Source organism: Streptomyces sp. NPDC096132 (assembly GCF_044763345.1).
GTDB lineage: Bacteria > Actinomycetota > Actinomycetes > Streptomycetales > Streptomycetaceae > Streptomyces.
Genome location: NZ_JBIWGA010000007.1, coordinates 78,336 through 100,245 on the forward strand (window position 1 = coordinate 78,336; position 21,910 = coordinate 100,245).

General features: G+C 73.2%; 19 protein-coding genes. 10 read left to right on the forward strand and 9 right to left on the reverse strand.

Annotation, left to right across the window (positions count from 1 at the left end):
* Positions 1 to 53 precede the first annotated feature (53 nt).
* Together ACIRF9_RS18270 and ACIRF9_RS18275 are read right to left on the reverse strand one after the other, a co-directional pair.
* A complete protein-coding gene (locus ACIRF9_RS18270; protein ID WP_403822668.1) occupies positions 54 to 848 on the reverse strand; it encodes an FG-GAP repeat domain-containing protein in 795 nt (264 codons plus the stop codon).
* Positions 815 to 1,663 (reverse strand): S1 family peptidase, encoded by an 849-nt coding sequence (locus ACIRF9_RS18275; protein WP_403822670.1) that lies wholly within the window; start codon positions 1,661 to 1,663, stop codon positions 815 to 817. The genes ACIRF9_RS18270 and ACIRF9_RS18275 overlap by 34 nt, the downstream gene beginning before the upstream one ends.
* Positions 1,664 to 2,389: 726 nt before the next feature.
* On the opposite strand from ACIRF9_RS18275, the gene ACIRF9_RS18280 reads away from it, so the two are divergent.
* Genes ACIRF9_RS18280 through ACIRF9_RS18315 form a run of 8 tightly spaced genes read left to right on the forward strand, consistent with a single transcriptional unit; the run spans position 2,390 to position 11,057 of the window.
* Complete coding sequence (locus tag ACIRF9_RS18280; RefSeq protein WP_403822673.1) at positions 2,390 to 3,688, forward strand: extracellular solute-binding protein; 1,299 nt, start codon at positions 2,390 to 2,392, stop codon at positions 3,686 to 3,688.
* A gap of 7 nt (positions 3,689 to 3,695) precedes the next feature.
* A complete protein-coding gene (locus tag ACIRF9_RS18285; protein WP_403822675.1) occupies positions 3,696 to 4,649 on the forward strand; it encodes a carbohydrate ABC transporter permease in 954 nt (317 codons plus the stop codon).
* Complete coding sequence (locus tag ACIRF9_RS18290) at positions 4,646 to 5,467, forward strand: carbohydrate ABC transporter permease (RefSeq protein WP_403822678.1); 822 nt, start codon at positions 4,646 to 4,648, stop codon at positions 5,465 to 5,467. Before ACIRF9_RS18285 ends, ACIRF9_RS18290 begins: the two co-directional genes overlap by 4 nt.
* Positions 5,464 to 6,795, forward strand: a complete 1,332-nt coding sequence (locus ACIRF9_RS18295; RefSeq protein WP_403822681.1) for a carboxylesterase family protein — start codon at positions 5,464 to 5,466, stop codon at positions 6,793 to 6,795. Before ACIRF9_RS18290 ends, ACIRF9_RS18295 begins: the two co-directional genes overlap by 4 nt.
* Before the next feature lie 8 nt (positions 6,796 to 6,803).
* Positions 6,804 to 7,934: an ROK family protein gene (locus ACIRF9_RS18300; protein ID WP_403823606.1), complete on the forward strand. Its 1,131-nt coding sequence runs from the start codon at positions 6,804 to 6,806 to the stop codon at positions 7,932 to 7,934.
* Positions 7,935 to 7,961: 27 nt separating this feature from the next.
* The gene (locus tag ACIRF9_RS18305) at positions 7,962 to 9,503 is read left to right on the forward strand and encodes a GMC oxidoreductase (RefSeq protein WP_403822684.1); all 1,542 of its coding nucleotides are present in this window, start codon (positions 7,962 to 7,964) and stop codon (positions 9,501 to 9,503) included.
* Positions 9,504 to 9,525: 22 nt separating this feature from the next.
* The gene (locus tag ACIRF9_RS18310; protein ID WP_403822686.1) at positions 9,526 to 10,134 is read left to right on the forward strand and encodes a nucleoside deaminase; all 609 of its coding nucleotides are present in this window, start codon (positions 9,526 to 9,528) and stop codon (positions 10,132 to 10,134) included.
* Positions 10,131 to 11,057, forward strand: a complete 927-nt coding sequence (locus ACIRF9_RS18315; protein ID WP_403822689.1) for a sugar phosphate isomerase/epimerase family protein — start codon at positions 10,131 to 10,133, stop codon at positions 11,055 to 11,057. The genes ACIRF9_RS18310 and ACIRF9_RS18315 overlap by 4 nt, the downstream gene beginning before the upstream one ends.
* 3 nt (positions 11,058 to 11,060) lie before the next feature.
* On the opposite strand, the gene ACIRF9_RS18320 is transcribed toward ACIRF9_RS18315, so the two are convergent.
* From ACIRF9_RS18320 to pelF, 7 genes are all read right to left on the reverse strand, one after another.
* Positions 11,061 to 11,867 (reverse strand): endo alpha-1,4 polygalactosaminidase, encoded by an 807-nt coding sequence (locus ACIRF9_RS18320; protein ID WP_403822692.1) that lies wholly within the window; start codon positions 11,865 to 11,867, stop codon positions 11,061 to 11,063.
* On the reverse strand, positions 11,864 to 12,526 hold the full coding sequence (locus ACIRF9_RS18325; RefSeq protein ID WP_403822693.1) for a spherulation-specific family 4 protein: 663 nt from the start codon (positions 12,524 to 12,526) through the stop codon (positions 11,864 to 11,866). The genes ACIRF9_RS18320 and ACIRF9_RS18325 overlap by 4 nt, the downstream gene beginning before the upstream one ends.
* Positions 12,523 to 13,422: an NAD-dependent epimerase/dehydratase family protein gene (locus ACIRF9_RS18330; protein WP_403822696.1), complete on the reverse strand. Its 900-nt coding sequence runs from the start codon at positions 13,420 to 13,422 to the stop codon at positions 12,523 to 12,525. The genes ACIRF9_RS18325 and ACIRF9_RS18330 overlap by 4 nt, the downstream gene beginning before the upstream one ends.
* Positions 13,423 to 13,429: 7 nt before the next feature.
* Complete coding sequence (locus ACIRF9_RS18335) at positions 13,430 to 14,143, reverse strand: NDP-sugar synthase (RefSeq protein ID WP_403822699.1); 714 nt, start codon at positions 14,141 to 14,143, stop codon at positions 13,430 to 13,432.
* Between the two features lie 47 nt (positions 14,144 to 14,190).
* Entirely contained in the window at positions 14,191 to 15,192 is a 1,002-nt protein-coding gene (locus ACIRF9_RS18340; protein ID WP_403822702.1) for a GDP-mannose 4,6-dehydratase, read from the reverse strand.
* Between the two features lie 84 nt (positions 15,193 to 15,276).
* Complete coding sequence (locus ACIRF9_RS18345; RefSeq protein ID WP_403822705.1) at positions 15,277 to 16,695, reverse strand: hypothetical protein; 1,419 nt, start codon at positions 16,693 to 16,695, stop codon at positions 15,277 to 15,279.
* On the reverse strand, positions 16,692 to 18,203 hold the full coding sequence (gene pelF / locus ACIRF9_RS18350; RefSeq protein ID WP_403822708.1) for a GT4 family glycosyltransferase PelF: 1,512 nt from the start codon (positions 18,201 to 18,203) through the stop codon (positions 16,692 to 16,694). Before pelF ends, ACIRF9_RS18345 begins: the two co-directional genes overlap by 4 nt.
* Positions 18,204 to 18,777: 574 nt before the next feature.
* Between pelF and ACIRF9_RS18355 the strand changes: the two genes are divergently transcribed.
* On the forward strand, positions 18,778 to 20,823 hold the full coding sequence (locus ACIRF9_RS18355) for a phosphocholine-specific phospholipase C (RefSeq protein WP_403822711.1): 2,046 nt from the start codon (positions 18,778 to 18,780) through the stop codon (positions 20,821 to 20,823).
* Between the two features lie 66 nt (positions 20,824 to 20,889).
* Positions 20,890 to 21,702, forward strand: coding sequence for a phospholipid scramblase-related protein (locus ACIRF9_RS18360; protein WP_403822713.1), 813 nt, complete (start codon positions 20,890 to 20,892; stop codon positions 21,700 to 21,702).
* The last annotated feature ends 208 nt before the right edge of the window (positions 21,703 to 21,910 follow it).

Here is a 21,910-nt window from a genome sequence, read left to right on the forward strand (position 1 = left end):
CCGCCGTCCCGGAGGCTTCGCGTGCCCCGCCCCGCTGAGACGCGGGCCTCCTCTCAGCCCAAGAGGTTGAAGGAGCTGAGGCCGGTGGCGCCCTTCACCGCGGTCGCGAACGTCCCGTTCCCCTTGCCCTTGTGGAGCCACAGGGCCCCGGAGGCGGTCCGGGCGACCAGATCCGCCTTGCCGTCGCCGTTCACGTCACCGACGGCCACCAGGGCCGTGGCCGACTTGAACACCGTCCGGCTCACCAGCTTGCGGGTGCCGAACGGGTAGGTGCCGGTCGTGCTGCTCGGGTGGACGTACAGGGCCCCGGCCGAGGTGCGGCCCACGAGGTCCGGGCGCCCGTCGCCGGTGAAGTCGCCGTGCGCGACGACCTGGGTGTACGTCTTCCAGCCCGAGCCGATCTTCACCCGGCTGCCGAAGCCGCCCCGGCCGTTGCCCGGGTAGCGCCACAGCGTGCCCGCCGAGTCCACGGTCACCAGATCCGGCAGCGCGTCACCGGTGACGTCACCGGGAGCCACGATCTGCCGGACGCCCCTCCACCCGGTGGCGATCCGGCTGTTCACCCACTGCCCCGAGGACAGATGCCGCCAGCGCACGACTCCCGCCGTGGTGCGCGCGACGTAGTCGACGACGCCGTCACGGTCGAGGTCGGTCTGCAGCACCTTGTCGTACCCGCCCCAGCCGCTGCCCGCCGAACTCCGGGTCTTGAGCGTCGTACCCCTGTACGCGTACGCCGTGCCCCCGCTCGACCTGCGGGCGAACAGATCGGCCCGGCCGTCACCGGAGAAGTCGGTGTCGAAGGTCTGCGCACGCGTCACCCCGGCATAGGCGCCGGTCCGGGTGAACACGGGATAGGTGCCCTCCACCCCGCACCACTTCTCGCTGTCGACGACGCCCAGGAGAAGACGCCCACGATGCGGCCGCTCACGACCAACGGGGCGCCGGCGTCGCTCATGCAGGGCGTGGTGGTCGTGGTGTCGTCGGCGCCGGCGGGCCGGCCGGCGCAGGTCATCACGGACTCCACGAAGGCGTCCTGGCCGCCCAGTGCCGTTCTCAGCGCGGTGTCGCAGGTGGAGTCCGCCTGGACCGGCAGGGCAGCCTCCTTCAGCGCGCCCGACTCGCCCGACTGACCCCGTGCGGTACCGGTCACGCCCCAGCCGTAGACCGTGGCCTCGACCCCCGGCTGGTACAGCACGCTGTCGCTGCCGAGCGCGACCCGGGCGGGGGTGTAGGGCAGTGTGCCGTTGAGCGTGAGGACGGCGAGGTCGTGGGCGACGCCCGACGGGCTGTACGAGGGGTGCACCCACTGGCGCTTGATCCCGATCCGGATGCTGTGGTCGAGGTCCGCCCACGTCGCCGTGCCGCCCAGCACCACGGCCTTGTCCCGGTTGGTCAGCGTGCGGCCGTCGACGCACTGGGCCGCGGTCAGCACCTTGTTCGGCGCGATCAGGGCGCCGTTGCAGAACCACAGCGTGTCGGCGCTGTCCAGGTAGAAGAGCTGGACCATGTACGGGGCCTTGGCGATGGTGGTCTCCGAACCGCCCACGATCATGGGGGTGACGGTGCCCGAGGAGCTCCCGGTGCCGTTCTCCGCGGCGAACTCACGGATGCTGCCGTCCACCGCCGCCTCCCCCGGCGCGGCGGTGGCCGGAGTCGCGGTCATGCCGCTGCCGACCAGCCCTCATGCGATCGCGGCGGCGGCGAGGGACCGCCGTACGCGGCGTTTCCACGGACCCTGTCCGTGCTGTACGTGCATCACCCAACCTCCAGGCGGAGAAGGAGCACGCCCCCGAGCGTGCTCACGTCGACCGGACACCGACGATCTTCTGCCGTCGGCGGGCTCACCCTAACCACCGCCGTGGGCGGCGGTTCGTCCCCGAATCGGCGTGCGTGAGCGGCTCGTTGGCCGCGTGGGGGAGCGGGGGCGGTGGGTCCGGAGGGCGCGTCCGGCGCGCCGGATCCCCTCGCCGACGGTGGGGCGAGCGGTCGCGCCGGGGCGAGGGAAGTAGCTGCTCGGACGGGGTGCGGCCGAGCGGTGCGCCGTACCGGGGCCGCCACGGCCGCGCCCTGCCCCCAGCCGGCGGGCGCGGGGCGCGGGAGCACGGGGTGAACCCCGCCCCGCGCCCGCCGGCGCGTCCCGGGCCCCGAGGAAGTGCAGTAACGCACATACGTAAGTCACGTACGCCTGCCGACCGGACCGATTTCGCTACACGTTCCGAAATTATTCGAGGTGAGGGCCGCCACGCGGCGGAAACACGGCGTTCGTAGCGTCATCGCCGTCGGCCGCACACACCCCATCCGGCCCATGGGGTCCATGCCGCGCAAAACGCTACTTCCCCCCGAAAAGAAGCATCACTGTCCTCAGCGCCCTCATGAGACAGGAGTCCCCGTGTCCCACCTCACCCGCCGCGGCGCCCTCAGACTGGCCGCCGGTCTGGCCCTCGGCTCCACCCTTCCCCTGGCCGGCTGCGGACGCGGCGACGGCACGGCCGCCACCGGCACCGCCGAGCCCGTCGACAGCTCCCCGGCCACCGGCACCGTCAGCGTCTGGGCGGCCCAGGGCGACGCCGATGTGCTCGACAAGGTCATCAAGCCCTTCAAGAAGGCGAACCCGGACGTCGACGTGACGTTCACGCTGATCCCGAACGCCGAGTACTACACCAAGCTCCAGGCGGCGATCGCCGCGGGCAAGGGACCGGACGTCGCCCAGTTCTTCCCCGAGTCCCAGGCGCAGTTCCTCGACGCGTCGACCCTGAAGCCCGTCCCGGACGGCCTCGTCGACCCCGACGCGTTCTTCACGAGCCTGTGGGACGCGGGAGTGGTCGACGACGTGGCCTACACGGTGCCCTGGTACGCGTACACGTACGCCCTCGTCTACCGCTCCGACCTCGCCGCGAAGGCCGGGGTGACGGCGCCGGCCACCTGGGACGCCATGACGCCGTTCCTGAAGGCGCTGCAGGGCGTCGGGGCCGGGCACGGCCTCGGGGCGGACATCGGCTGGGACATCTTCAACGGCCAGGACGTGGCGATGTACGCCTGGCAGGCCGGCGGCTCGCTGCTGTCGTCCGGCGGCAGGTGGACCTTGGACACACGGGCGATGGCCGACGCGCTGCGGTACAACGCGTCCTTCTTCACCTCGGGCACCGCCGACACCGGCGGCCCCACGTTCCTCGACGCCCAGCCCTACTTCGTCAGCGGGAAGACCGCGAGCATGATCACGGGCCCGTGGGTGATCGGCCAGCTCGACACCGTCGCGAAGAAGACCGGCTGGACCGCGTCCCACGTCGCCACCGCACCGCTGCCCGCCGGGTCCTCGGGCAGTGTGTCGTTCTCCGCCGGCGGCAGCTGGGGCGTGCTCGCCGACAGCGGCAACGCCGACGCGTCCTGGAAGCTCATCCGCCATCTGGCGCGGCCGAGCACCCAGGTCGCGCAGTTCGAGGCGTACAGCTCGCTGCCCGCCGTGATCTCCGCCTGGGACGACTCCGCGATCAAGGAACAGCCGCTGCTCGACGCCTTCTTCACCCAGCTGAAGAACACCCGGGCGTTCCCGCGGGTGGCCACCTGGCAGCAGGTCGCCACCCGGATCGGCAAGGAGGTCGAGGCCGTGGCCAAGGGCAGGGAGACCCCGGCGAAGGCCGCCGCGAACATCCAGACGTACGCCGAGAGCGTCGGCACCGGGTCGAAGTGAGCCGCCGATGACGACCACCCTGATCCCGCGGACCCGGGGGAAACCGCTCCCGGCCCCGGTGCCCCGTACGGCCCGCCGGCGCTCCCGCCCCGCCGCCCGCCGTACGGCCGTCGCCTGGCTGTTCCTCGCCCCGTTCACCCTCGTGTTCCTGCTCTACACGCTGATCCCGACCGTCGCCGCGCTCGGCTTCAGCCTCACCGATCTGCGGGGCGCCGATCTGCGGACCCCGCTCGCGGTGAACTTCACGGGCGCGGAGAACTACCTGCGGCTGCTGCGCGACCCGAGCTTCCTGCGGGACGTCCTGAACACCGGCCTGTTCGTGGTCGTGGGCGTGCCCCTGACCATGGGGACCGGGTTCGCGCTGGCCCTGGCGCTCGACTCCGGGATCCGGCGGCTGCGCGGGGTGTTGCGCACGGTGTTCTTCGCGCCGGTCGTCACCAACGTCGTGGCGGTCGCCCTGATCTGGCAGTACGCCTTCAACGCCCACGGCACCGTCAACGAGGTCCTCGGCGCCGCCGGTCTCGCCGGACCGAACTGGCTGGACGACCCCGACCTGGCCATGCCGGTCGTCATCCTGCTCGGCGTCTGGCGCAACTTCGGCACGGCGATGGTCCTGTTCCTCGCCGGGCTCCAGGCCATTCCCCGGGACGTGTACGAGGCCGCCTCGCTGGACGGGGCCGGCCGGTGGCGGCAGCTGCGGCACATCACCCTCCCGCTCCTGCTGCCCACCACCCTCCTGGTCTCCGTCCTGCTGACGGTCTTCTACCTCCAGGTCTTCGACGAGCCCTATCTGCTCACCGGGGGCGGCCCGCTCGGCTCCACCGAGTCCGTCGCGCTCTACACCTACCGCCAGTTCGGCGCGGGCGAGTTCGGCATGTCCTCGGCGGCGTCCTTCGTGACACTCGTCCTGGTGGCCGTGGTGAGCGCCGTCCAGTTCAGGCTGCTGAGGTCCCGCACATGACCAGACTCCGACAGCCCCTGCTGTACGCCGCCCTCCTCGGGTGCGCGCTGCTGACGCTGCTGCCCTTCGTCTGGGTGGTCGGCGGCTCGCTGCGCAGCCTCGACGAGATCCGCTCCGACCCGGGCGCCTGGCTCCCGCACCACGTCACCCTCGGCAACTTCACCCGGCTGTTCGCGACCGAGGGCTTCGGCAGGTTCCTCACCAACAGCGTGGTCGTCGCCGTCGTCGTGGTCGCCGGCAACATCGTGGCGGCCTCGGCCGCCGGCTACGCGCTCGCCAAACTGGACTTCGCGGGCAGGCGGCTCGCGTTCGGCGCGGTGATGGCGGCGATGATGGTGCCGCTGACCACGCTGTTCGTCACCCAGTTCGTGATCACCGTGGACCTGGGTCTGGCGGACACCCCGGCCGGGATCGCCCTGCCCGGCGTGGCCATGCCCCTGTCGGTCTTCGTCGTGCGGCAGTACGCGCTGTCGATCCCCGACGAACTCCTGGAGGCGGCCCGCATCGACGGCGCGGGCGAGTTCCGCATCTTCTTCCGGATCTTCCTGCCGCTCGCCGGTCCCGCTCTCGCGACCGTCACGATCATGTCGTTCCTCTCCTCCTGGAACTCCTTCATCTGGCCGCTGATCGTCGCCCAGAGCATGTCCGCCTACACCCTCCCGGTGGGCCTCGCCGCCACCAGCCAGGCCGCCGCGCACGTCACCGACTACGGCCTGCTGCTCGCCGGGGCGGTCGTCGTGATGCTGCCGGTCCTCCTCCTGTTCCTCTTCCTGCAGCGCTACTTCGTGCAGGGCATCGCCGGGACGGGGATGCGGTGACCGGCACGGAGACCGTCGCGACACCCGCGGGCACGATCGTCGGCCTGCGCGGCGCCCGGATGCGGCGCTTCCTCGGCATCCCCTACGCCGAGGCGCCCACCGGCGCACGCCGGTTCGCCGCGCCCGTCCCGCGCGCCCGGTTCACCCACCCCTTCGACGCGACCCGGCCCGGCGCCACCGCGCAGCGCGTCCCGCTGTCCGCCACGACCACCGTGCCGGAGCCGTCGATCGCGGGCGACGACATCCTCAATCTCGCCGTCGACGCCCCCCTCGCGCACGGCACACCGGCCCCGCTCCCGGTCCTGGTGTGGATCCACGGCGGCGGCTTCCTCGCCGGCAGCCCGGCCAGTCCCTGGTACGACGGCCGCTCCTTCGTCCGCGACGGAGTCGTCCGTGTGACGGTCGGACACCGGCTCGGCGTCGACGGGTTCGCCCCGCTGGACGGCGTCCCCGCCAACCTCGGCCTGCGCGATCTGCTGCTCGCCCTGGACTGGGTGCGGGAGAACATCGCCGCGTTCGGCGGCGACCCGGAGCGGATCACGGTCGCCGGCCAGTCGGCCGGGGGAGCGGCCGTGCTCGCGCTGCTGTCCTCGCCCGCCGGACGGGGCCGTTTCCGCGGCGCGGTCTGTCTCTCCGGGGGCTTCTTCGACGCGGGTCCGCCGGACGGCTTCCTCGAACGACTGGGGGACCGGCTCGGCGTGGCACCGACCCGCGCCGGATTCCTCGGCTGCCCGCCCGAACGCGTCCAGCGGGCCGTCCTCGACGTGCGGGGCGACGACGCGCTCGTCCTCGGCCCGGTGGCCGGCGACGACGTCCTGCCGGTACCGGTCGCCGATGGACTCGCCGCCCACGGGCACGACGTACCGCTGCTGCTCGGCGCGACCGGCGACGAGTTCGACACGCCCTCGGACCCCGTCGGACGGGCCGCCGGCACCCGTGTCACCGACACCCTCTTCCGCTCCGCGTGCCCGCGCGCCGCAGCGGCCCGGCGCCACGCCCCCGCCGGTACCTGGCTGTACTCCTTCGAATGGCCCTCCCCGGTGTCCGGCGGGTCCGCTCACTGCACCGACCTGCCCTTCTTCTTCGACCTCCTCGACGCACCGGGCGTCCCCGAGGCCCTCGGCACGGACCCGCCCGCCGGGCTGGCCGCGCGGATGCACGCCGACCTCGTCGCCTTCGTCCACGACGGCACACCGGCGTGGGGCAGGGCCACCGGCCGGACCGGGGACCCGGCGCGCGAGTACGGCAGACCCGGCGCGCCCCAAGTCGCCGACACGACAGGTGTGTTCGACCCCGTGGTCCCGGACCGGGAGGAGCCGGCGTGCTGATGTCGGGCATGAACCAGAGCGCCGTACGCCGGGTCAACACCTCCGTGATCCTGCGAGCGTTGGCGGTGTCGGCCGGGCCGACGACGATGACCGGGCTCGCCGCACGCACCGGACTCTCCCGCCGCACGATCGAGTTGATCCTGGACACGCTCGTGGAGGCGGGCTGGGTCAGGGAGCTGGACCGCGTCCCGGTCAGCGGCTCCGCCGGCCGCCCGGCCCGGCGCTACGAACTGCGCGCCGAACACGCCCTGCTGGCCGCCGTACGCGTCACGACGGTGGACGTGTCGGCCGTCGTCGCGGACGTGCGCGGCCGCATCCTCGGCCGGGCCCACCGCCCGCTGCGCTCCTACCAGGACCCGCGCGCCACCCTCGACGACGCGGCGGAACTGGTCCTGGCGGCGCTCGACGACGCCGGCGGCACGGCGGACCGGCTGCGCGCGGGCGCCGTTGCGAGCGGGGGCGCCATCGACGACGACGGGGTCGTACGACGTCTGGTGCACACCACCCGCTGGGAGGGCGTCCACCTGCCCGACGAACTCGCGCGGCGCGTCCGGGTGCCCTGGTTCGCCGACAACGACACCAACCTCGGCGCGCTCGCGGAACGCTGGCGCGGAGTGGCCGGTGACCACGACAACGTCGTCTGGGCGATGCTCGGCAACCGCACCGGCCTCGGCATCCTCATCCGAGGGGCCGTGCACCGGGGTCTGGACGGCGCCGCCGGCGAGATCGTCGAGGCGCGGTCGATGCCGGCCGGGTCGGTCGAGCACCGCCCGGTCGCCTGGCTCACCTCGCCCGAGCCCGCCCAACGGGCCGTCGCCCACGCCCGGTTCGACGCCGCCCGCACCGGAGATCCGGCCGCGCTCGCCGAGGTCGACGAGTTCGTGGAGAACATCGCGTCGATCCTCACCACCCTGTCCTGGACGGTCGCGCCCTCCCTCATCGTGCTCGGCGGTGGCCTCGAGGACGCGGCCGACGTGCTGCTGCCCCGGGTCCGCGCCGCCCTGCGCGAGGCCCGCACCCCCGCGGTCGAACTGCGCGCCACCGGCCTCGGCCACGACGGCCCGCTCGTCGGCGCCGTGAAGCTGGCCCTCGACCGCATGGACACCGAACTGTTCGGCCCCCCAGCCCCCACCGCGTGACCTCACGCGCCCCCAGGGAGTCCCACCGTGACCTGCACCCCCCGCATCGACGGCACCGACGTCCTCGTAGTGGGCAGCGGAATCATGGGATCCGCCGTGGCCCGACTGCTGCGCGAGGCCGATCCCGCCCTGCGCATCACGATGGTCGACGGCGGATCCCCGATCGGCCCCGCGCCCGGCCTGCACCTGCACGACCTCGACGACCCCGACCTGTGGGCCCGCTACAACGAACGGGTCGCCACCGGCATCCAGGGCATGTACACGGGCGCCGAGGTGGTGCGCGAGACCGCCGACAGCCTCACCGCCCTGACGCCCGGCATGTTCCACGCGCTGGCGTTCGGCGAGGACACCGAGGCGATGCCGCGGGCCGCGCTCGCCTGGAACGCCGGCGGCATGGGCGTCCACTGGACCGCCGCGACCCCCTGGCCGTACGGCGACGAGGTGTTCGACTTCGGCGACCCGGCGCGCTGGGCGGCCGACCTCGCCACCGCGCACCGGCTGCTGGCCGTCACCCCCGCCCCGATCGGCCCGACCCGGCCCGGCCGCCTCGTCCTCGACGTCCTCGACCGCCGCTACGCCTCGACCGGCCCCGCCGGTCGGCGCGCCCGGCCCATGCCCATGGCCGTCACCCCGACCGCCTCCGGCCCCCTGCCGCGCACCGCGCCGGGCACGATCTTCCCGCCCCTCGCGACCGGCGGCGACCCCGCCTTCACCCTGCTCACCGGCACCCTCGCGACCTCACTGAGGCGCTCGGGCACCCGGATCACCGGCGCCCGGCTGCGCCGCGTCGCCGACGGCGGCACCTACGACCTCGACGCGGACGCGGTCGTGGTGTGCGCGGACGCGCTGCGCACCCCCCAACTGCTGTACGCCTCCGGCATCCGGCCCCCCGCCCTCGGCCGCCGGCTCAACGAGCACGCGTTCGTCACCGCCCGGGTCCTGCTCGATCTCGACCGGTTCGGCCTCACCCTCGACGAGCTGCCCCTGCCGCGCCCCGGCGAGTTCAGCACCGACTCCCTCTGGCTGCCGCACGACGGCCCGGCCCAGCCCTTCCACGGCCAGATCATGAACCGCACCTACGTCGACGAGGACGGCCGCCCGCTCGCGCACTCCGTCGGCATCTCCCTGTACGTCCCCGTCGAGTCCCGCCCCGAGAACCGGCTCGTGTTCTCCCCGACCGCCACCGACCTCGCCGGACTGCCGCGCATCGGCGTCGAGTTCGGCCACTCCGCCGCGGACCGCGCCCTCGTGCGGCGGGCGCTCCACGAAGTCCGCTCCCTGGCCGAGGAGTTCGGGCCGTTCGACCCCGCCACCGAGAGCGCCCTGCTGCCGCCAGGCTCCTCCCTGCACCTGACCGGCACCGTACGGGCCGGCGCCGTCGACGACGGCACCAGTGTGTGCGACCCGGACGGCCGGGTGTGGGGCCACGACAACCTGTACGTCGCCGGCAACGGTGTGATCCCCACCCCGATGGCCGCCAACGTCACCCTGACCGGCGTGATCACGGCGGTGCGCACCGCCCGCGCCGTCGCCGCGCGGAACACTGTGCTCGCCGCCCACCGACCCTGACCGACGACAGAAAGGCACCCCCGTGATCGACATCGCCAAGGAATACCGCGTCGCCCTGCCGGCCTGGATCGACGACGAACTGGCCGACGTGCCCGCCGTGATTCCCGGCGTCCAGGACCGGATGCGTCTGGTGCACCGGCTCGCCGACCGCAACTGGCGGGAGGGCAACGGCGGCCCCTTCGCGGCGCTCGTCGCCGAACGGGCGACCGGCCGGATCGTCTCCGTCGGCGTGAACGTCGTCCTCGCCACGGGTGTCTCCAGCGCCCACGCCGAGGTCGTCGCCCTCGGCCTGGCCCAGACCGCGGCCGGCGGCTGGGACCTCGGCGGCGACGGCCTGCCCACGCACGAACTGGTGGTCAACTGGCGTCCCTGCGTGCAGTGTTACGGCGCCACCCTGTGGTCCGGGGTGCGCGGCCTGGTCGTCGCCGGCGAGGGCCCGGAGCTGGAGGAGATCACCACGTTCGACGAGGGCCCGCTCGGCGCGGACTGGGCCGAGCAGTGCGAGGCGCGCGGCATCGAGGTCGTCCACGACGTCCTCAGGGAGGAGGCCCTCGCCGTGTTCCGGAACTACCGAAAGGCCGTCGACGGGGGCGACATCGTCGTCTACAACGCGCGCGGCGGTGACGCATGACCCCGCCGAGGCTGGCCACCGACGTCATCACCTTCTACCACCCGGCCTTCTGGGGGCTCGACTCGGCCGAGGCCCTGCGTGCCTGGGCCGCCCGCAACCCCGTGGCCTTCTGGGAGCGGGTGATGGACACGCTGGCCGAGGCCGGGGTCACCGGCGTCGAACTGACCTTCGCGCCCGGGGACATCGACTCGGCCCTGCGCGCCTACGGCAGCGCGCCCGCCTTCCGCCGCGCCCTCGCCGACCGGGGCCTCGCCGTCGTGAGCGCCTTCGTCGCGGACGCCGACGCCCCGGACTGGCGGCAGGAGGGCGCCCTGCCCGCGATCGTCGCCGACGCCGAGCGCCGCGCGGCCTTCCTCGCCGAGGCGGGCGCGCGGCTCCTCGTCACCGGACTGCCCATGCGGACCACGTTCGGGACCCGTCCGCCCTTCTTCGTCGACGCCGCGTACATGACCCGGATGGCGGACATCGCCCATGTGGTCGGCGAGGCCGTGGCCCGCCACGGCGTACGGCTCGCCTTCCACACCGAGTCGAACAGCACCCTCTGGTACGAGCGGGACATCGACCTGTTCATGGCCCTGACCGACCCGCGCTATGTCTGGCTGTGCCCCGACTCCTGCCACATCGCCCTCGGCGGCGGCGACCCCGTGGCCGTCGCCCGCCGCCATGCCCCGCGCATAGCCCTCGCCCACTGGAAGGACGCGGTCGGGCCCATCGAAGGCGAACTCACCGTCGACGAGACGGTGTTCGCCCAGCAGCAGCCGTACATGACGGAGCTCGGCACGGGCGTCGTGGACTGGCGGGGCTGGTCCGAGGCCATGTCCCGCACGCCCGGGGCCGCCACGGTGCTCATCGAACTGGACGAGGCCGCCGACCCCGTGGCCGCCCTCAGGGCGGGGGCAGCCGTGGTGCGGGCGGCTCGGTAGGGCTCAGCAGGGCTTGCGCCACACCCCCAGTTCCAGCTTCTTCCGCATCGACGACAGCCTCAGCCGCCGCGACTCGGCGCAGAAGCTGCTCGTGGGCTCGGCGTACTCCACGTGGAACACCGCCTTCCCGGCCGCGATGAACGGAGTGAGCCGGGCGCACTCGCCGTACTGGGCGCACTCCTCGTTGACCGCGAAGTCGAAGTCGGCGAGGAGCTGGGGGATCTGCGCCAGGTCGTTCTTCAGGCCCACCGACATGCCCCGCTCGTGCGCGATCCTCGCGATCATGCGGTTGTAGCGGAGCTGGTCGCGCGCGGTGAGCGGGAAGCCGGTCGCGTTGCCATACCCCTCCACCAGGTCCGGCTCCACCGCGTCGAAGCCCTTGTCGCGGCACATGTCGAAGCGCCGCTCCATGAGCGGCCGCAGCACGGAGATCTTCCGGATGTCCAGCCAGCGCTCGCCCGCCCAGCCGTTCCGCTTCCCCAGGACCGACCGGGGGAAGGCGTTCTTGTCGGGCCGGAAGTCCTCCCAGGCCCCGACGTTGACGTAACAGACGACCTTGCGCCCGTCCCGGTGCAGCCGGGCCACGTCCGCCGCCGTGTTCTCGAAGCCGTCGATGTCGTAGACCGGCACGTCCACCGACGGGTCGACCCTGCCGTCGAGCTGCCACTGCCAGGCCAGGCCCGGCTGCGGCCGCCAGCGGTGCTGCGGCCCCGAACGGTCCGACGAGGACGTGGTGCCGTCATCGCCCCCGGAACAGCCCGCCAGGACCAGGACGGCCGCCAGCAGGGCCGCTCGTACCGTATGCCTCATGGCTCCGTTCCGGTCAGTGCGGGGGTCAAATCACCCCACGGATTGGGCAGTTCGCCCGTCACGGGACCGCACACCGCCGCGCCCCGCTCACCCGCGGTGCGCACCGCGAGCGGCACGAGCGCCTCGGGGACGCCGTAGACGAGATGGCACAGTTGCCCGGGCGGATGCCGTACGGCCCACGCCGGTCGGCTGAACGCCGAGACGTACGTGGACCAGTGGCCCTCGAAGGTGACGGTCAGATCGGCGAGGCGGGCGTAGCCGGGCGCCGGGTGCACCCCGGGGTTGAGGACGACCGTCCCGGCGCCCAGCTTGCGTACGGTCCGCACCAGCCGGCGGCAGGCGGGCAGCGCGTCCGGGGTCGCCGTCACCTGGTCGAGGAAGCAGCCGTCGGCCGCGTACCACTCCTGGTGCCGGCGGACGTCGGCCACGACCTCGGCGTGCTCGCGCACCCCGTAGTCCGTGTCGACGTACCCGAGGACGCGCGCACCCGCCTCCCGCAGGGCCCCGGCCGCCGCGGCGAACGCGGGGTCGGGTCCCTCGCCGGGCCCGTTCGCGGGGTTGAGGATCACGCCGTACGTACGCCCGGCCGCCTGGATCAGGCGGTGCCACGCGCCCGGGTCGTCGGCCGGGTGCACGTACAGCGGAATCAGCAGGCTCACGGCGTGCCGTCGCCTTCCCACAGCGCGGCCAGCGCCTCGTCGAGGGTGTGGGCGGGCCGCCAGCCCAGGGACTCCGCGGCGGCCGTGATGTCGGAGCACTGCCACGACACCTCGCCCGAGCGGATCGAGCGGCCGCCGCCCGCGCTCTCCTCGATACGGCCCCGGAAACCGGCCTTCGACGCCAGACCGAGGACCAACTCGCGCACCGGGACCGCGCTGCCGGCGCCGATGTTCAGCACCCGCGGCAGCGGACCGGGGACCGTGACCGCCAGCTCCGCCGCCCGTGCCACGTCGCGCACGTCCACGAAGTCACGGTACGCGGACAGATCGCCGAGCCGCAGCACCGCGTCCGGGTCCCGGCCGGCCTCCCGCAGCAGACCGGCCAGCCGGCCGGGCAGCCCCGCGGGCGGCGCCCCCGGCCCCACCGGGTTGCCCACCCGCAGCACCACCGCGTCCAGGCCGGAGGCGGTCACCACGGCCGTGCCCGCCAGCTTGGTCGCGCCGTACGCTCCGGCCGGACAGGTGGCCGCGGACTCCGTCACCGGCGTGCCCCACACGCCCGGCCCGTACTCGGCGGCCGACCCCAGGTGCACCAGGCGCGCCCCCGGCGCCGCCTCCCGCAGCGCGGCGCACAGCACGGCCGGACCACGGGCGTTGACCTCGGCGAGGGTCACGGCGTCACCGGCGGTCGCGCCCGCGCAGTTGACCACCGCGTCGGGCTCGGCCGAGGCCAGGGTCCCGGCCAGCTCCTCCGGCCGGGCCGACGCGAGGTCGACCGCGAACTCGGCGTCGGGGGACCGGCCGGCGCCGAGGACCCGCACGCCCGGCAGGGCGCGCAGCCGGTCGGCGACATGGGCTCCGAGATAGCCGGTGAAGCCCAGGACGAGAATGCGCATGGGGGGCTCAGGCTCCCTTGAGGAGATGGGACTTGCGGGTGGTGAACTCGGCGTTGGCGCGGTCGTAGTCGTCGGGGCGCCCGATGTCCAGCCAGTAGCCGCCGAACTCGTAGGCGTGCGGCTCCTTCTGGGCTCCGATCAGATCGAGGACCAACTCGTCGAAGCCGAGCGGCAGTCCGGGTGTGTACCCCTCCAGCGTGGAGCGGGACAGTCCGTACACGCCCATGGAGACGCGGTAGTCCATGCTGGGCTTCTCGGTGAAGGCGACCACCTTCGAGGAGTCGGTGGTCAGCACCCCGAAGTCGATGTGCACCTTGCGGGCGTACGTGGCGATGGTCAGCGGCGCCCCCGACGCGCGGTGCGTTCTCAGGACGTCCGCGTAGTCGAGGTCGGTCAGGACGTCGCCGTTCATCACCAGGAACGTCTCGGGCAGCCGCTCGCGCAGGGTGAGCAGCGGGCCCAGGGTGCCCAGCGGGCTCTCCTCGGTCGCGTAGTCGATCGACAGCCCCCAGGCGGCGCCGTCGCCGACGTAGGCGCGGATGATCTCCCCGAGGTGACCGATGGCGATGGTGCAGTGGGTGAAGCCGGACTGGGACAGCTGGCGCAGCACGATCTCCAGGATGGCGTGCTGGTCACCGATGGGCACCAGCGGCTTGGGCAGCGCGGTGGTGTAGGGCCGCAGCCGGACGCCCTTGCCCCCGGCCAGGATCACTGCGTGCATGGGATGGTTACTCCTTCGTGTCCTTGGCGCGCAGACGTGCCGGACGGTCAGATGTTGTAGATGCCGGTCTTGTAGCGGGCCAGGTTGGCCGGGTCGCGGAAGAACTCCACGGTGTGCGCGAGCCCCTCCTCCAGGGTGTGCGCGGGCTGCCAGCCGGTGGCCGCGGCGAGCCGGCTCGCGTCCGCGACCAGCCGCATCACCTCGGAGTTCGCGGGCCGGATGCGCGCGGTGTCCTCCCGTACGTCGAGCGCGGTGTCCATCACCTTCCCGATCAGCCCGACCAGGTCGCCGACCGAGATCTCCCCGCCGGTCCCGGCGTTGAAGGTGCGGCCCACCACCTGCTCGGCGGGCGCGGTGCCGACGGCGAGGAACGCCTGCGCGGTGTCCTTGACGAAGGTGAAGTCCCGTGTGGGCCGCAGATCGCCGAGGGTGATCGTGCGTTCCCCGGCGGCCACCTGGCCGATCACGGTGGGGATGACCGCGCGCATCGACTGGCGCGGCCCGAAGGTGTTGAACGGCCGCAGCGTCACCACGGGAGTGCCGAAGCTGGCGTGGTAGCTGTCGGCCAGCCGGTCCCCGCCCGCCTTCGAAGCGGCGTACGGGGACTGGGTGTTGATCGGGTGGTCCTCGGTGATCGGCACGGTCCGCGCGGTGCCGTACGTCTCACTGGTGGAGGTGTGCACCAGCCGGGGCGTGCCGAGGGCGCGTACCGCCTCCAGCACGTTCAGCGTGCCGGTGACATTGGTGTCCACGTAGCTGTGCGGCGCCTGGTACGAGTAGGGGATCGCGATCAGCGCGGCCAGGTGGTAGGCGGTGTCGGCCCCGTCGAGCAGGCCGCGCACCGAGCCGGGGTCCCGTACGTCGCCCAGGACGATCTCCACCTGGTCGAGGACGTCCGGGTGCAGGGTCTCCAGCCAGCCGTACGAGGAGAAGGAGTTGTACTGGGCCATGGCCCGCACCCGGTGCCCGGAGGCGACCAGCGCCTCGGTGAGATGCGAGCCGATGAATCCCTCGGCCCCGGTGACGGCGGCGAGCGGTGTGGAGGTCAACTCCGGTGTCCTTCCGGTCGGTTCGATGTGGGGGGTGTGAACAGGCGTGGGGAGGGCGGCACACGCGCGAGACGGGCGCGGTGCTCAGGCGTGCGGCGCGGGGCGGCCGAGCCGCCACAGCGCGCACACCGACAGACAGAGCGCGGCGGCGCCGCAGCCCAGGGAGAGCGCCCCGGCGGGACCGGGCGGCAGGTCGAGCAGGGTGACCGCGCCGGCACCTCCCGCCGCGGCGAGACAGATCACGGCCGACGACCAGGCCGCGCCGAACGCCTGCAGCAGCAGGGCGGTCCACAGGGCGGCGGCGAGCGGCAGCAGCGCGCCCGGCGCCGCCCCGGTGAACAGGGCCGCCGGCACCAGCGGCAGGAGAAAGGCGAGCAGACAGACGGCGAGGACGCCGGCCGAGCGCAGCAGGAACCCGGCGGGTGTCGCGGTGGCGCGCAGCGCCGCCACCGACAGGCCCCGGTAGCGGTACAGCAGCCACTCCGCGGGCCCCATGGCGACGGTCAGCACGATCACCGCGTACGGCTCCTCGCGCCCCTCCAGCAGCACCAGCACTCCGGCGGCCAGCCCGAACAGCCCGTACGGCAGGGACCACCACAGGCGCGGCCGGGCCGCACCGGGCGCGGCGGGCGCGGCGAGGGCCGACCTGAGCGCCAGGCCGGTCACGGCGAGCGTGCCCAGCAGGGCCAGCGCCGTCAGCCCGGCGCGCGGCGCGCGGCCCGGATCCCACCACGGCAGCACGGCGGCACCGGCGACCAGCGGGGAGAGCGCGACCAGCAGCAGCCGCTCCCGCGCCAGCACCAGCAGGACGCCCGCCGCCGCCAGGTACAGCGACTGCGCGGCCGCGACCAGCACCACCGGGGCGCTCCCGGCGAACGGTACGGCGGCCGCCGTGGCCAGGACGGCTCCCACGGGCGCACCGGCCAGCAGCGTACGGCCCGCCTCCCGCCGCCCGGTCGCCATCCGCAGGTGGGCGCGGTGACCGAGCGCCTGTCCCCAGGCCCAGGAGACCAGCCCGGCCACGATCAGCGCGGGGGCGTGCCGCCCGGCGTTCCACAGCGGGTGGGTGAGCAGGTAGGCCAGGCCCGGCAGCGCGAACAGCACGCCCCGCAGCAGACAGCGCACGGTGTCCGGGCGCCACACGTCGGCCGCCGGGGCGGGCTCCGGGAAGGTTCGCGGCACCCGGTCGTACAGCGCCGCGGCCAGCGAGAAGAGGTTCGGGTGGCCGTACCGCTCCTTGATCAGCGAGGCGGGCAGGCCCTCCGCCTCCAGCAGCGCGGCCACCTCGTACGGGTGGACGGCGGGCCCGATCCGGTCGGCGAGCTCGGCGGCGAGCCGGCTCACCGCCTCCTCGTCGGGGCCGTGCCGGGGCATCCGGAGGGCGAGCGTGGCGTCGTCGGAGGCCCAGCGCGGGCGGTGGCGAGCCGGGCCGGACGCGGCCAGCCGCAGCGCGAGGGCGTCCTGCTCGGACCCGCCGGGTTCGAGGGAGAGCGGCCCGCTCATCCGGCCACCGTGCCGACCGGTGTGCGCGGCTGCGGCGGGACGGGTATCGCCGCGGGTTCCTCCCGCGCCGGCGTGGGCAGTTCGCGGTAGATGGAGCGGAACGTGTCGATGGTCTGGCGCAGGGTGAACTGCTCGATCACCCTCAGCCGCGCCGCCTCGCCCATCGCCCGGCGCCGCGCCGGGTCGCCCAGCAGCTCCAGCGCCGCCCCGGCCATCGCCCGCGGATCGCGCGGCGGCACCACGAGCCCGGTGTCGCCGACCGCCTCGCGCACCCCGCCCACGTCGGTGGAGACGGTCGCCCGCCCGCACGACATGGCCTCGATCAGCGTGAACGGGAAGCCCTCGCTGATGCTGGACAGCATCACCACGCTGCCCGCCGCGTACGCGTCCTTGATGTCGTCGACCCGGCCCTCGAAGGTGACGGCGTCCGCGTGCCCCAGCTCGGCGGCGAGCGCCTCGCACCGCTCCCGGTACGCCTCCCCGCCGCGCGGGGTGCCGCCGAACAACCGCAGCCGTACGTCGGGGAGTTCGGCGCGGACGAGCGCGAAGGCCCGGACGAGGGTCTCCAGGTCCTTGATCGGGTCGACCCGGCCCGCCCAGCTGAGGGTGAGTGCCTCGGGCTCGGGACCGGCCGGCGGGAACGCGGCCGGGTCCACGCCGTTGTAGACCGTGCGGATCGACTCCGGGGCGGCGCCGCCCTGCTCCTCCCAGAGCCGGTTGTACCGGTTGCCCGGGGTGATCAGGGCCGCCCGCCGGTAGCTCTCCTCCGCCAGCAGCCGGAAGAAGCCGAGGACGACCGCCTTCACCGGCCAGCGGTAGGGCGCGGTGCGGTAGCCGAGGTAGCGCTCGCGCAGATAGACGCCGTGCTCGGTCAACAGCAGCGGTACGCCGTGCCGGTCGAGTGCGGCGAGGCCCGGCAGGACGGCGACGCCCCCGCTGACCGCGTGCGCCACTCCGGCCCGTGGGGCGGGTGCCGCGAGCGGGCGCAGGGCGTGCTCCAGGAGCGCGGTCGCGGTGAGCGCGTCGTGCAGGGTCGGGCCGGCCTCGCGCACCGCCAGGCCCGGGCGGTTCCACACCGACGTGAGGATCGCGATCGCCCGGTCGCCGCGCAGGAAGGGGCTGAGCGCCCCGTCCGCCGCGGCCCGCGCCAGCGCGTACAGGGCGGGGGCGAAGCCGTCCTCGGCCCGCGGGTCGAGCAGCGCGGTGAGGAACTCCTCGTAGTGGGCGGCGAGTCGGCGGCGGGCGCGGCCCCGGGGCGCGCGGCCCCCGGGCGGGTCGCCCCACATGGGGACGGGCAGCACACGCGTGACGTGGTCGGGCAGGTCCCAGACGACCGCCTCCCGTCCGGTGCCGGTGACGGCGATGACGTCGAAGTCGATGTCGGGCATGCCCTGGACGAGCTGGTCGCACCAGACGCTCACGCCGCCGTGACTGTGCGGGTAGGTGCCTTCGGTGAGCAGGGTGACGCGCGTCGCGCCGGAGCGGCGCGCGCCATGGGGAACGTGCATGTGTGTGGTCCGCTTCATGCGGTGAAGTCCCCCCTTGCCGGGCAGGGGTGAGCACGGCTCCCATGGAGCCGACGCACCCCCTTGCGGGACGCCGGCTCCCCCTCCGAGGCCGGTCGTCGCCGCATCCGTTGCGCCAACATAGTGAGGTGTCTGTGTGGGTTGTGTGATCTTGCTGCGAAACATGACGGAAAAGTGTGCGTGATCCGCACATTCCGCTGACAAGCGAATGATGTGTTTTTCGGTCCGATGTGTCCGCGAGGTCCGCTCGGCGAGTGCCGGGTGTGCTGGTCCGGGCCCTGTTCGGTGCGCCGACGGACCCCTCGGGCCCGCCGGCCGAACCGCCAATGGTCCATACCCTGAGGGTGGTCGGCATCAGGCCGGAATCGGATCACCCTCAAGGAGTACGGCGGCGACGCTGTGGACGCCTTTTGAGGGGCCCTTGGCGCACTGCACATCTCGCGTACCGTCGACCTTCACGCCGGCGCCATCGCACCCTTCCCTGACGTTCGATGCCCTTGGAACACTCGCATCCCGTCACGTGAGAAACGCCTTCCGCACGAGAGGTCCCTCACCCATGTCCGAGGTCAACCGGCGCCGCTTCCTCCAACTCGCGGGCGCCACCACGGCGTTCACCGCGCTCTCCGGCAGCATCGAGCGTGCCGCCGCGCTGCCCGCGAACCACCGCACGGGGTCGATCGAGGACGTCGAGCACATCGTCGTCCTGATGCAGGAGAACCGCTCCTTCGACCACTACTTCGGCACCCTGAGGGGCGTCCGCGGCTTCGGCGACCCGCGCCCGGTGTCGCTCGCGAACGGCAGATCGGTCTGGCACCAGTCCGACGGCACCAAGGACGTCCTGCCCTTCCACCCCGACGCCGACGACTTGGGGCTGGCCTTCCTCCAGGACCTCCCGCACGGCTGGAACGACGGCCACGCCGCGTTCCACGGCGGCAAGTACGACGGCTGGATCGCGGCCAAGTCCGCGACCACGATGGCGTACCTGAACCGCCAGGACATCCCGTTCCACTACGCTCTCGCCGACGCCTTCACCATCTGCGACGCCTACCACTGCTCCTTCATCGGCTCGACCGACCCCAACCGCTACTACCTGTGGACCGGTTACACCGGCAACGACGGCAAGGGCGGCGGCCCGGTCCTCGGCAACGACGAGGTCGGCTACAACTGGACGACGTACCCGGAGCGGCTGGAGAAGGCGGGCGTCTCCTGGAAGATCTACCAGGACGTCGGCGACGGCCTCGACAAGGCCGGCAGCTGGGGCTGGATCCAGGACGCCTACCGCGGCAACTACGGCGACAACTCGCTGCTGTACTTCACCCAGTACCAGAACGCCCAGCCCGGCGACCCCCTGTACGACAAGGCCCGCACCGGCACCGACGCCCGCAAGGGCGAGGGCTTCTTCGACCAGCTGAAGGCGGACGTCCAGGGCGGGAAGCTGCCGCAGATCTCCTGGATCGTCGCCCCCGAGGCCTTCACCGAGCACCCCAACTGGCCCGCGAACTACGGCGCCTGGTACGTCGCCCAGGTCCTCGACGCCCTCACCTCCGACCCGGCGGTGTGGGCGAAGACCGCCCTGTTCATCACCTACGACGAGAACGACGGCTTCTTCGACCACATGGTCCCGGCGTTCCCGCCGGCCTCCGCCGCGCAGGGCAGGTCCACCGTCGACGTCGGCCCGGACCTGTTCAAGGGCGACAGCGGCCATGTCGCCGGCCCCTACGGCCTCGGCCAGCGCGTGCCGATGCTCGTCGTCTCCCCCTGGAGCAAGGGCGGTTACGTCTGCTCCGAGACCCTCGACCACACCTCGGTCATCCGCTTCATGGAGCGCCGCTTCGGCGTCCACGAGCCGAACATCTCGCCCTGGCGGCGCGCGGTCTGCGGCGATCTGACCGCCGCGTTCGACTTCGGCCGCAAGGACACCCGCCCGGTCTCCCTGCCCGGGACCGACGGTTACCGGCCGCCGGACAAGGACCGCCACCCGGACTACGTCCCCACCCCGCCCGCCAACCCGGTCCTGCCGAAGCAGGAGCGCGGCCACCGCCCGACCCGCCCCCTCAGGTACGCGCCCTTCGTGGACGGTTCGGCGAACGGCGCGGCCGGGGAGATCACGCTCACCTTCGCCTCCGGCGCCAAGGCCGGTGCCGCCTTCCTCGTCACCTCCGGCAACCGCGCCGACGGGCCGTGGAGCTACACGACGAGCGCCGGCAAGACCGTCTCCGACACCTGGAACTCCGCGTACTCCGGCGGCTCCTACGACCTGACGGTGCACGGTCCGAACGGCTTCCTGCGGTCCTTCAAGGGCAAGGAGGCCGGGCTCGAGGCGGTCGCGCGGCACGTCGGCGACGGCCTCGAACTCACCCTCACCAACAGGACCTCCGGCACGGCCGTGCTGCGGCTGGCCGACGGTTACCGCGGCCGCGCCACGTACGTCCGGGTGCGATCCGGCGCCGTCGTGCGCCACTCGGTCGAACTCGCGAGGAGCCACCGCTGGTACGACCTCACCGTCACCTCCGACGCCGACAAGGCCTTTGTGCGGCGGTTCGCCGGACATGTCGAGAACGGCCTTCCCGGCGTCAGCGACCCGGCGATCGTCACGGAGTAAATGCACGGTGAACACCGCATCGTGGGGACTGGTCAGGTCCTGGTGGGCTCGGGGTAGTGTGCCCCGGTGACCACGCATTCGAACACACCTGCAGGCTGGTACCCGGATCCGCACGGTGCGGCCCAGACCCTGCGCTACTGGGACGGCACCCAGTGGACCGACCACACCCACGCGGGCCAGCAGGCGCCGGCCGTGCCGCAGCAGCCGGCCGGTCCGGACCCGCGGGTCCAGCGCCAGGTGCAGCAGCAGGCCGGGGTCGCCCCGAGCGGCTCCGGCGGCGGCACGCTGTTCAGCGAGCCGGTGCTGGTGGTGAACCAGAAGGCCAAGCTCATCGAGCTGACCAACGAGTACAAGGTCATGGACCAGCAGGGCAACCAGCTCGGCACGGTCGTCCAGGTCGGCCAGAGCGCCCTGCGCAAGGTCCTGCGGTTCGTCGCCAGCATCGACCAGTACCTGACGCACCGGCTGGAGATCCGCGACGCCTACGGGCAGCCGGTGCTGCTGCTGACGCGTCCGGCGAAGATCTTCAAGTCCCGGGTGATCGTGACGCGCCCCGACGGGCAGCAGGTCGGCGAGATCGTCCAGCAGAACGTCTTCGGGAAGATCAACTTCGCGATCAACGCCGGTGGCCAGCAGATCGGGGCGATCAAGGCGGAGAACTGGCGGGCGTGGAACTTCGCCATCGTCGACCACGCGGAGAACGAGGTCGCCCGGATCACCAAGACCTGGGAGGGCCTCGCCAAGACGATGTTCACCACCGCGGACAACTACGTCCTGCAGATCCACTACCAACTGCCCGAACCCCTGCTGAGCCTGGTCGTCGCCACGGCCCTGACCGTGGACACCGCACTCAAGCAGGACGCCCGCGGCCTGGGCTGACACTCCGCGAGGGTTCGTTTCGGCTGACGCCGGCGTGGTGGCGGGCACGGCTTCTGACGCCGGAGCGGCGGGCACAGCCTCTGCCACTTGCGCGCCGGCGCGGCACAGCCTCTGGCACCTGCGGGCTGGGCGGGCGCAGCTTCTGGCGCGGGGGTCGTGGAGTGTGCAGGCTCTGGCGTCGGTGCCATGGGGGGTGGCGTTGGATGCC

Excerpts from the sequence above, each read along its gene's own strand:
- ACIRF9_RS18335 (WP_403822699.1), bottom strand. The coding sequence starts at position 14,143 with ATGCACGCAGTGATCCTGGCCGGGGGCAAGGGCGTCCGGCTGCGGCCC.
- ACIRF9_RS18290 (WP_403822678.1), top strand. The coding sequence starts at position 4,646 with ATGACCAGACTCCGACAGCCCCTGCTGTACGCCGCCCTCCTCGGGTGC.
- ACIRF9_RS18320 (WP_403822692.1), bottom strand. The coding sequence starts at position 11,867 with ATGAGGCATACGGTACGAGCGGCCCTGCTGGCGGCCGTCCTGGTCCTG.
- ACIRF9_RS18355 (WP_403822711.1), top strand. The coding sequence starts at position 18,778 with ATGTCCGAGGTCAACCGGCGCCGCTTCCTCCAACTCGCGGGCGCCACC.
- ACIRF9_RS18285 (WP_403822675.1), top strand. The coding sequence starts at position 3,696 with ATGACGACCACCCTGATCCCGCGGACCCGGGGGAAACCGCTCCCGGCC.
- ACIRF9_RS18315 (WP_403822689.1), top strand. The coding sequence starts at position 10,131 with ATGACCCCGCCGAGGCTGGCCACCGACGTCATCACCTTCTACCACCCG.
- ACIRF9_RS18345 (WP_403822705.1), bottom strand. The coding sequence starts at position 16,695 with ATGAGCGGGCCGCTCTCCCTCGAACCCGGCGGGTCCGAGCAGGACGCC.
- ACIRF9_RS18275 (WP_403822670.1), bottom strand. The coding sequence starts at position 1,663 with ATGACCGCGACTCCGGCCACCGCCGCGCCGGGGGAGGCGGCGGTGGAC.
- pelF (WP_403822708.1), bottom strand. The coding sequence starts at position 18,203 with ATGCACGTTCCCCATGGCGCGCGCCGCTCCGGCGCGACGCGCGTCACC.
- ACIRF9_RS18330 (WP_403822696.1), bottom strand. The coding sequence starts at position 13,422 with ATGCGCATTCTCGTCCTGGGCTTCACCGGCTATCTCGGAGCCCATGTC.
- ACIRF9_RS18300 (WP_403823606.1), top strand. The coding sequence starts at position 6,804 with ATGAACCAGAGCGCCGTACGCCGGGTCAACACCTCCGTGATCCTGCGA.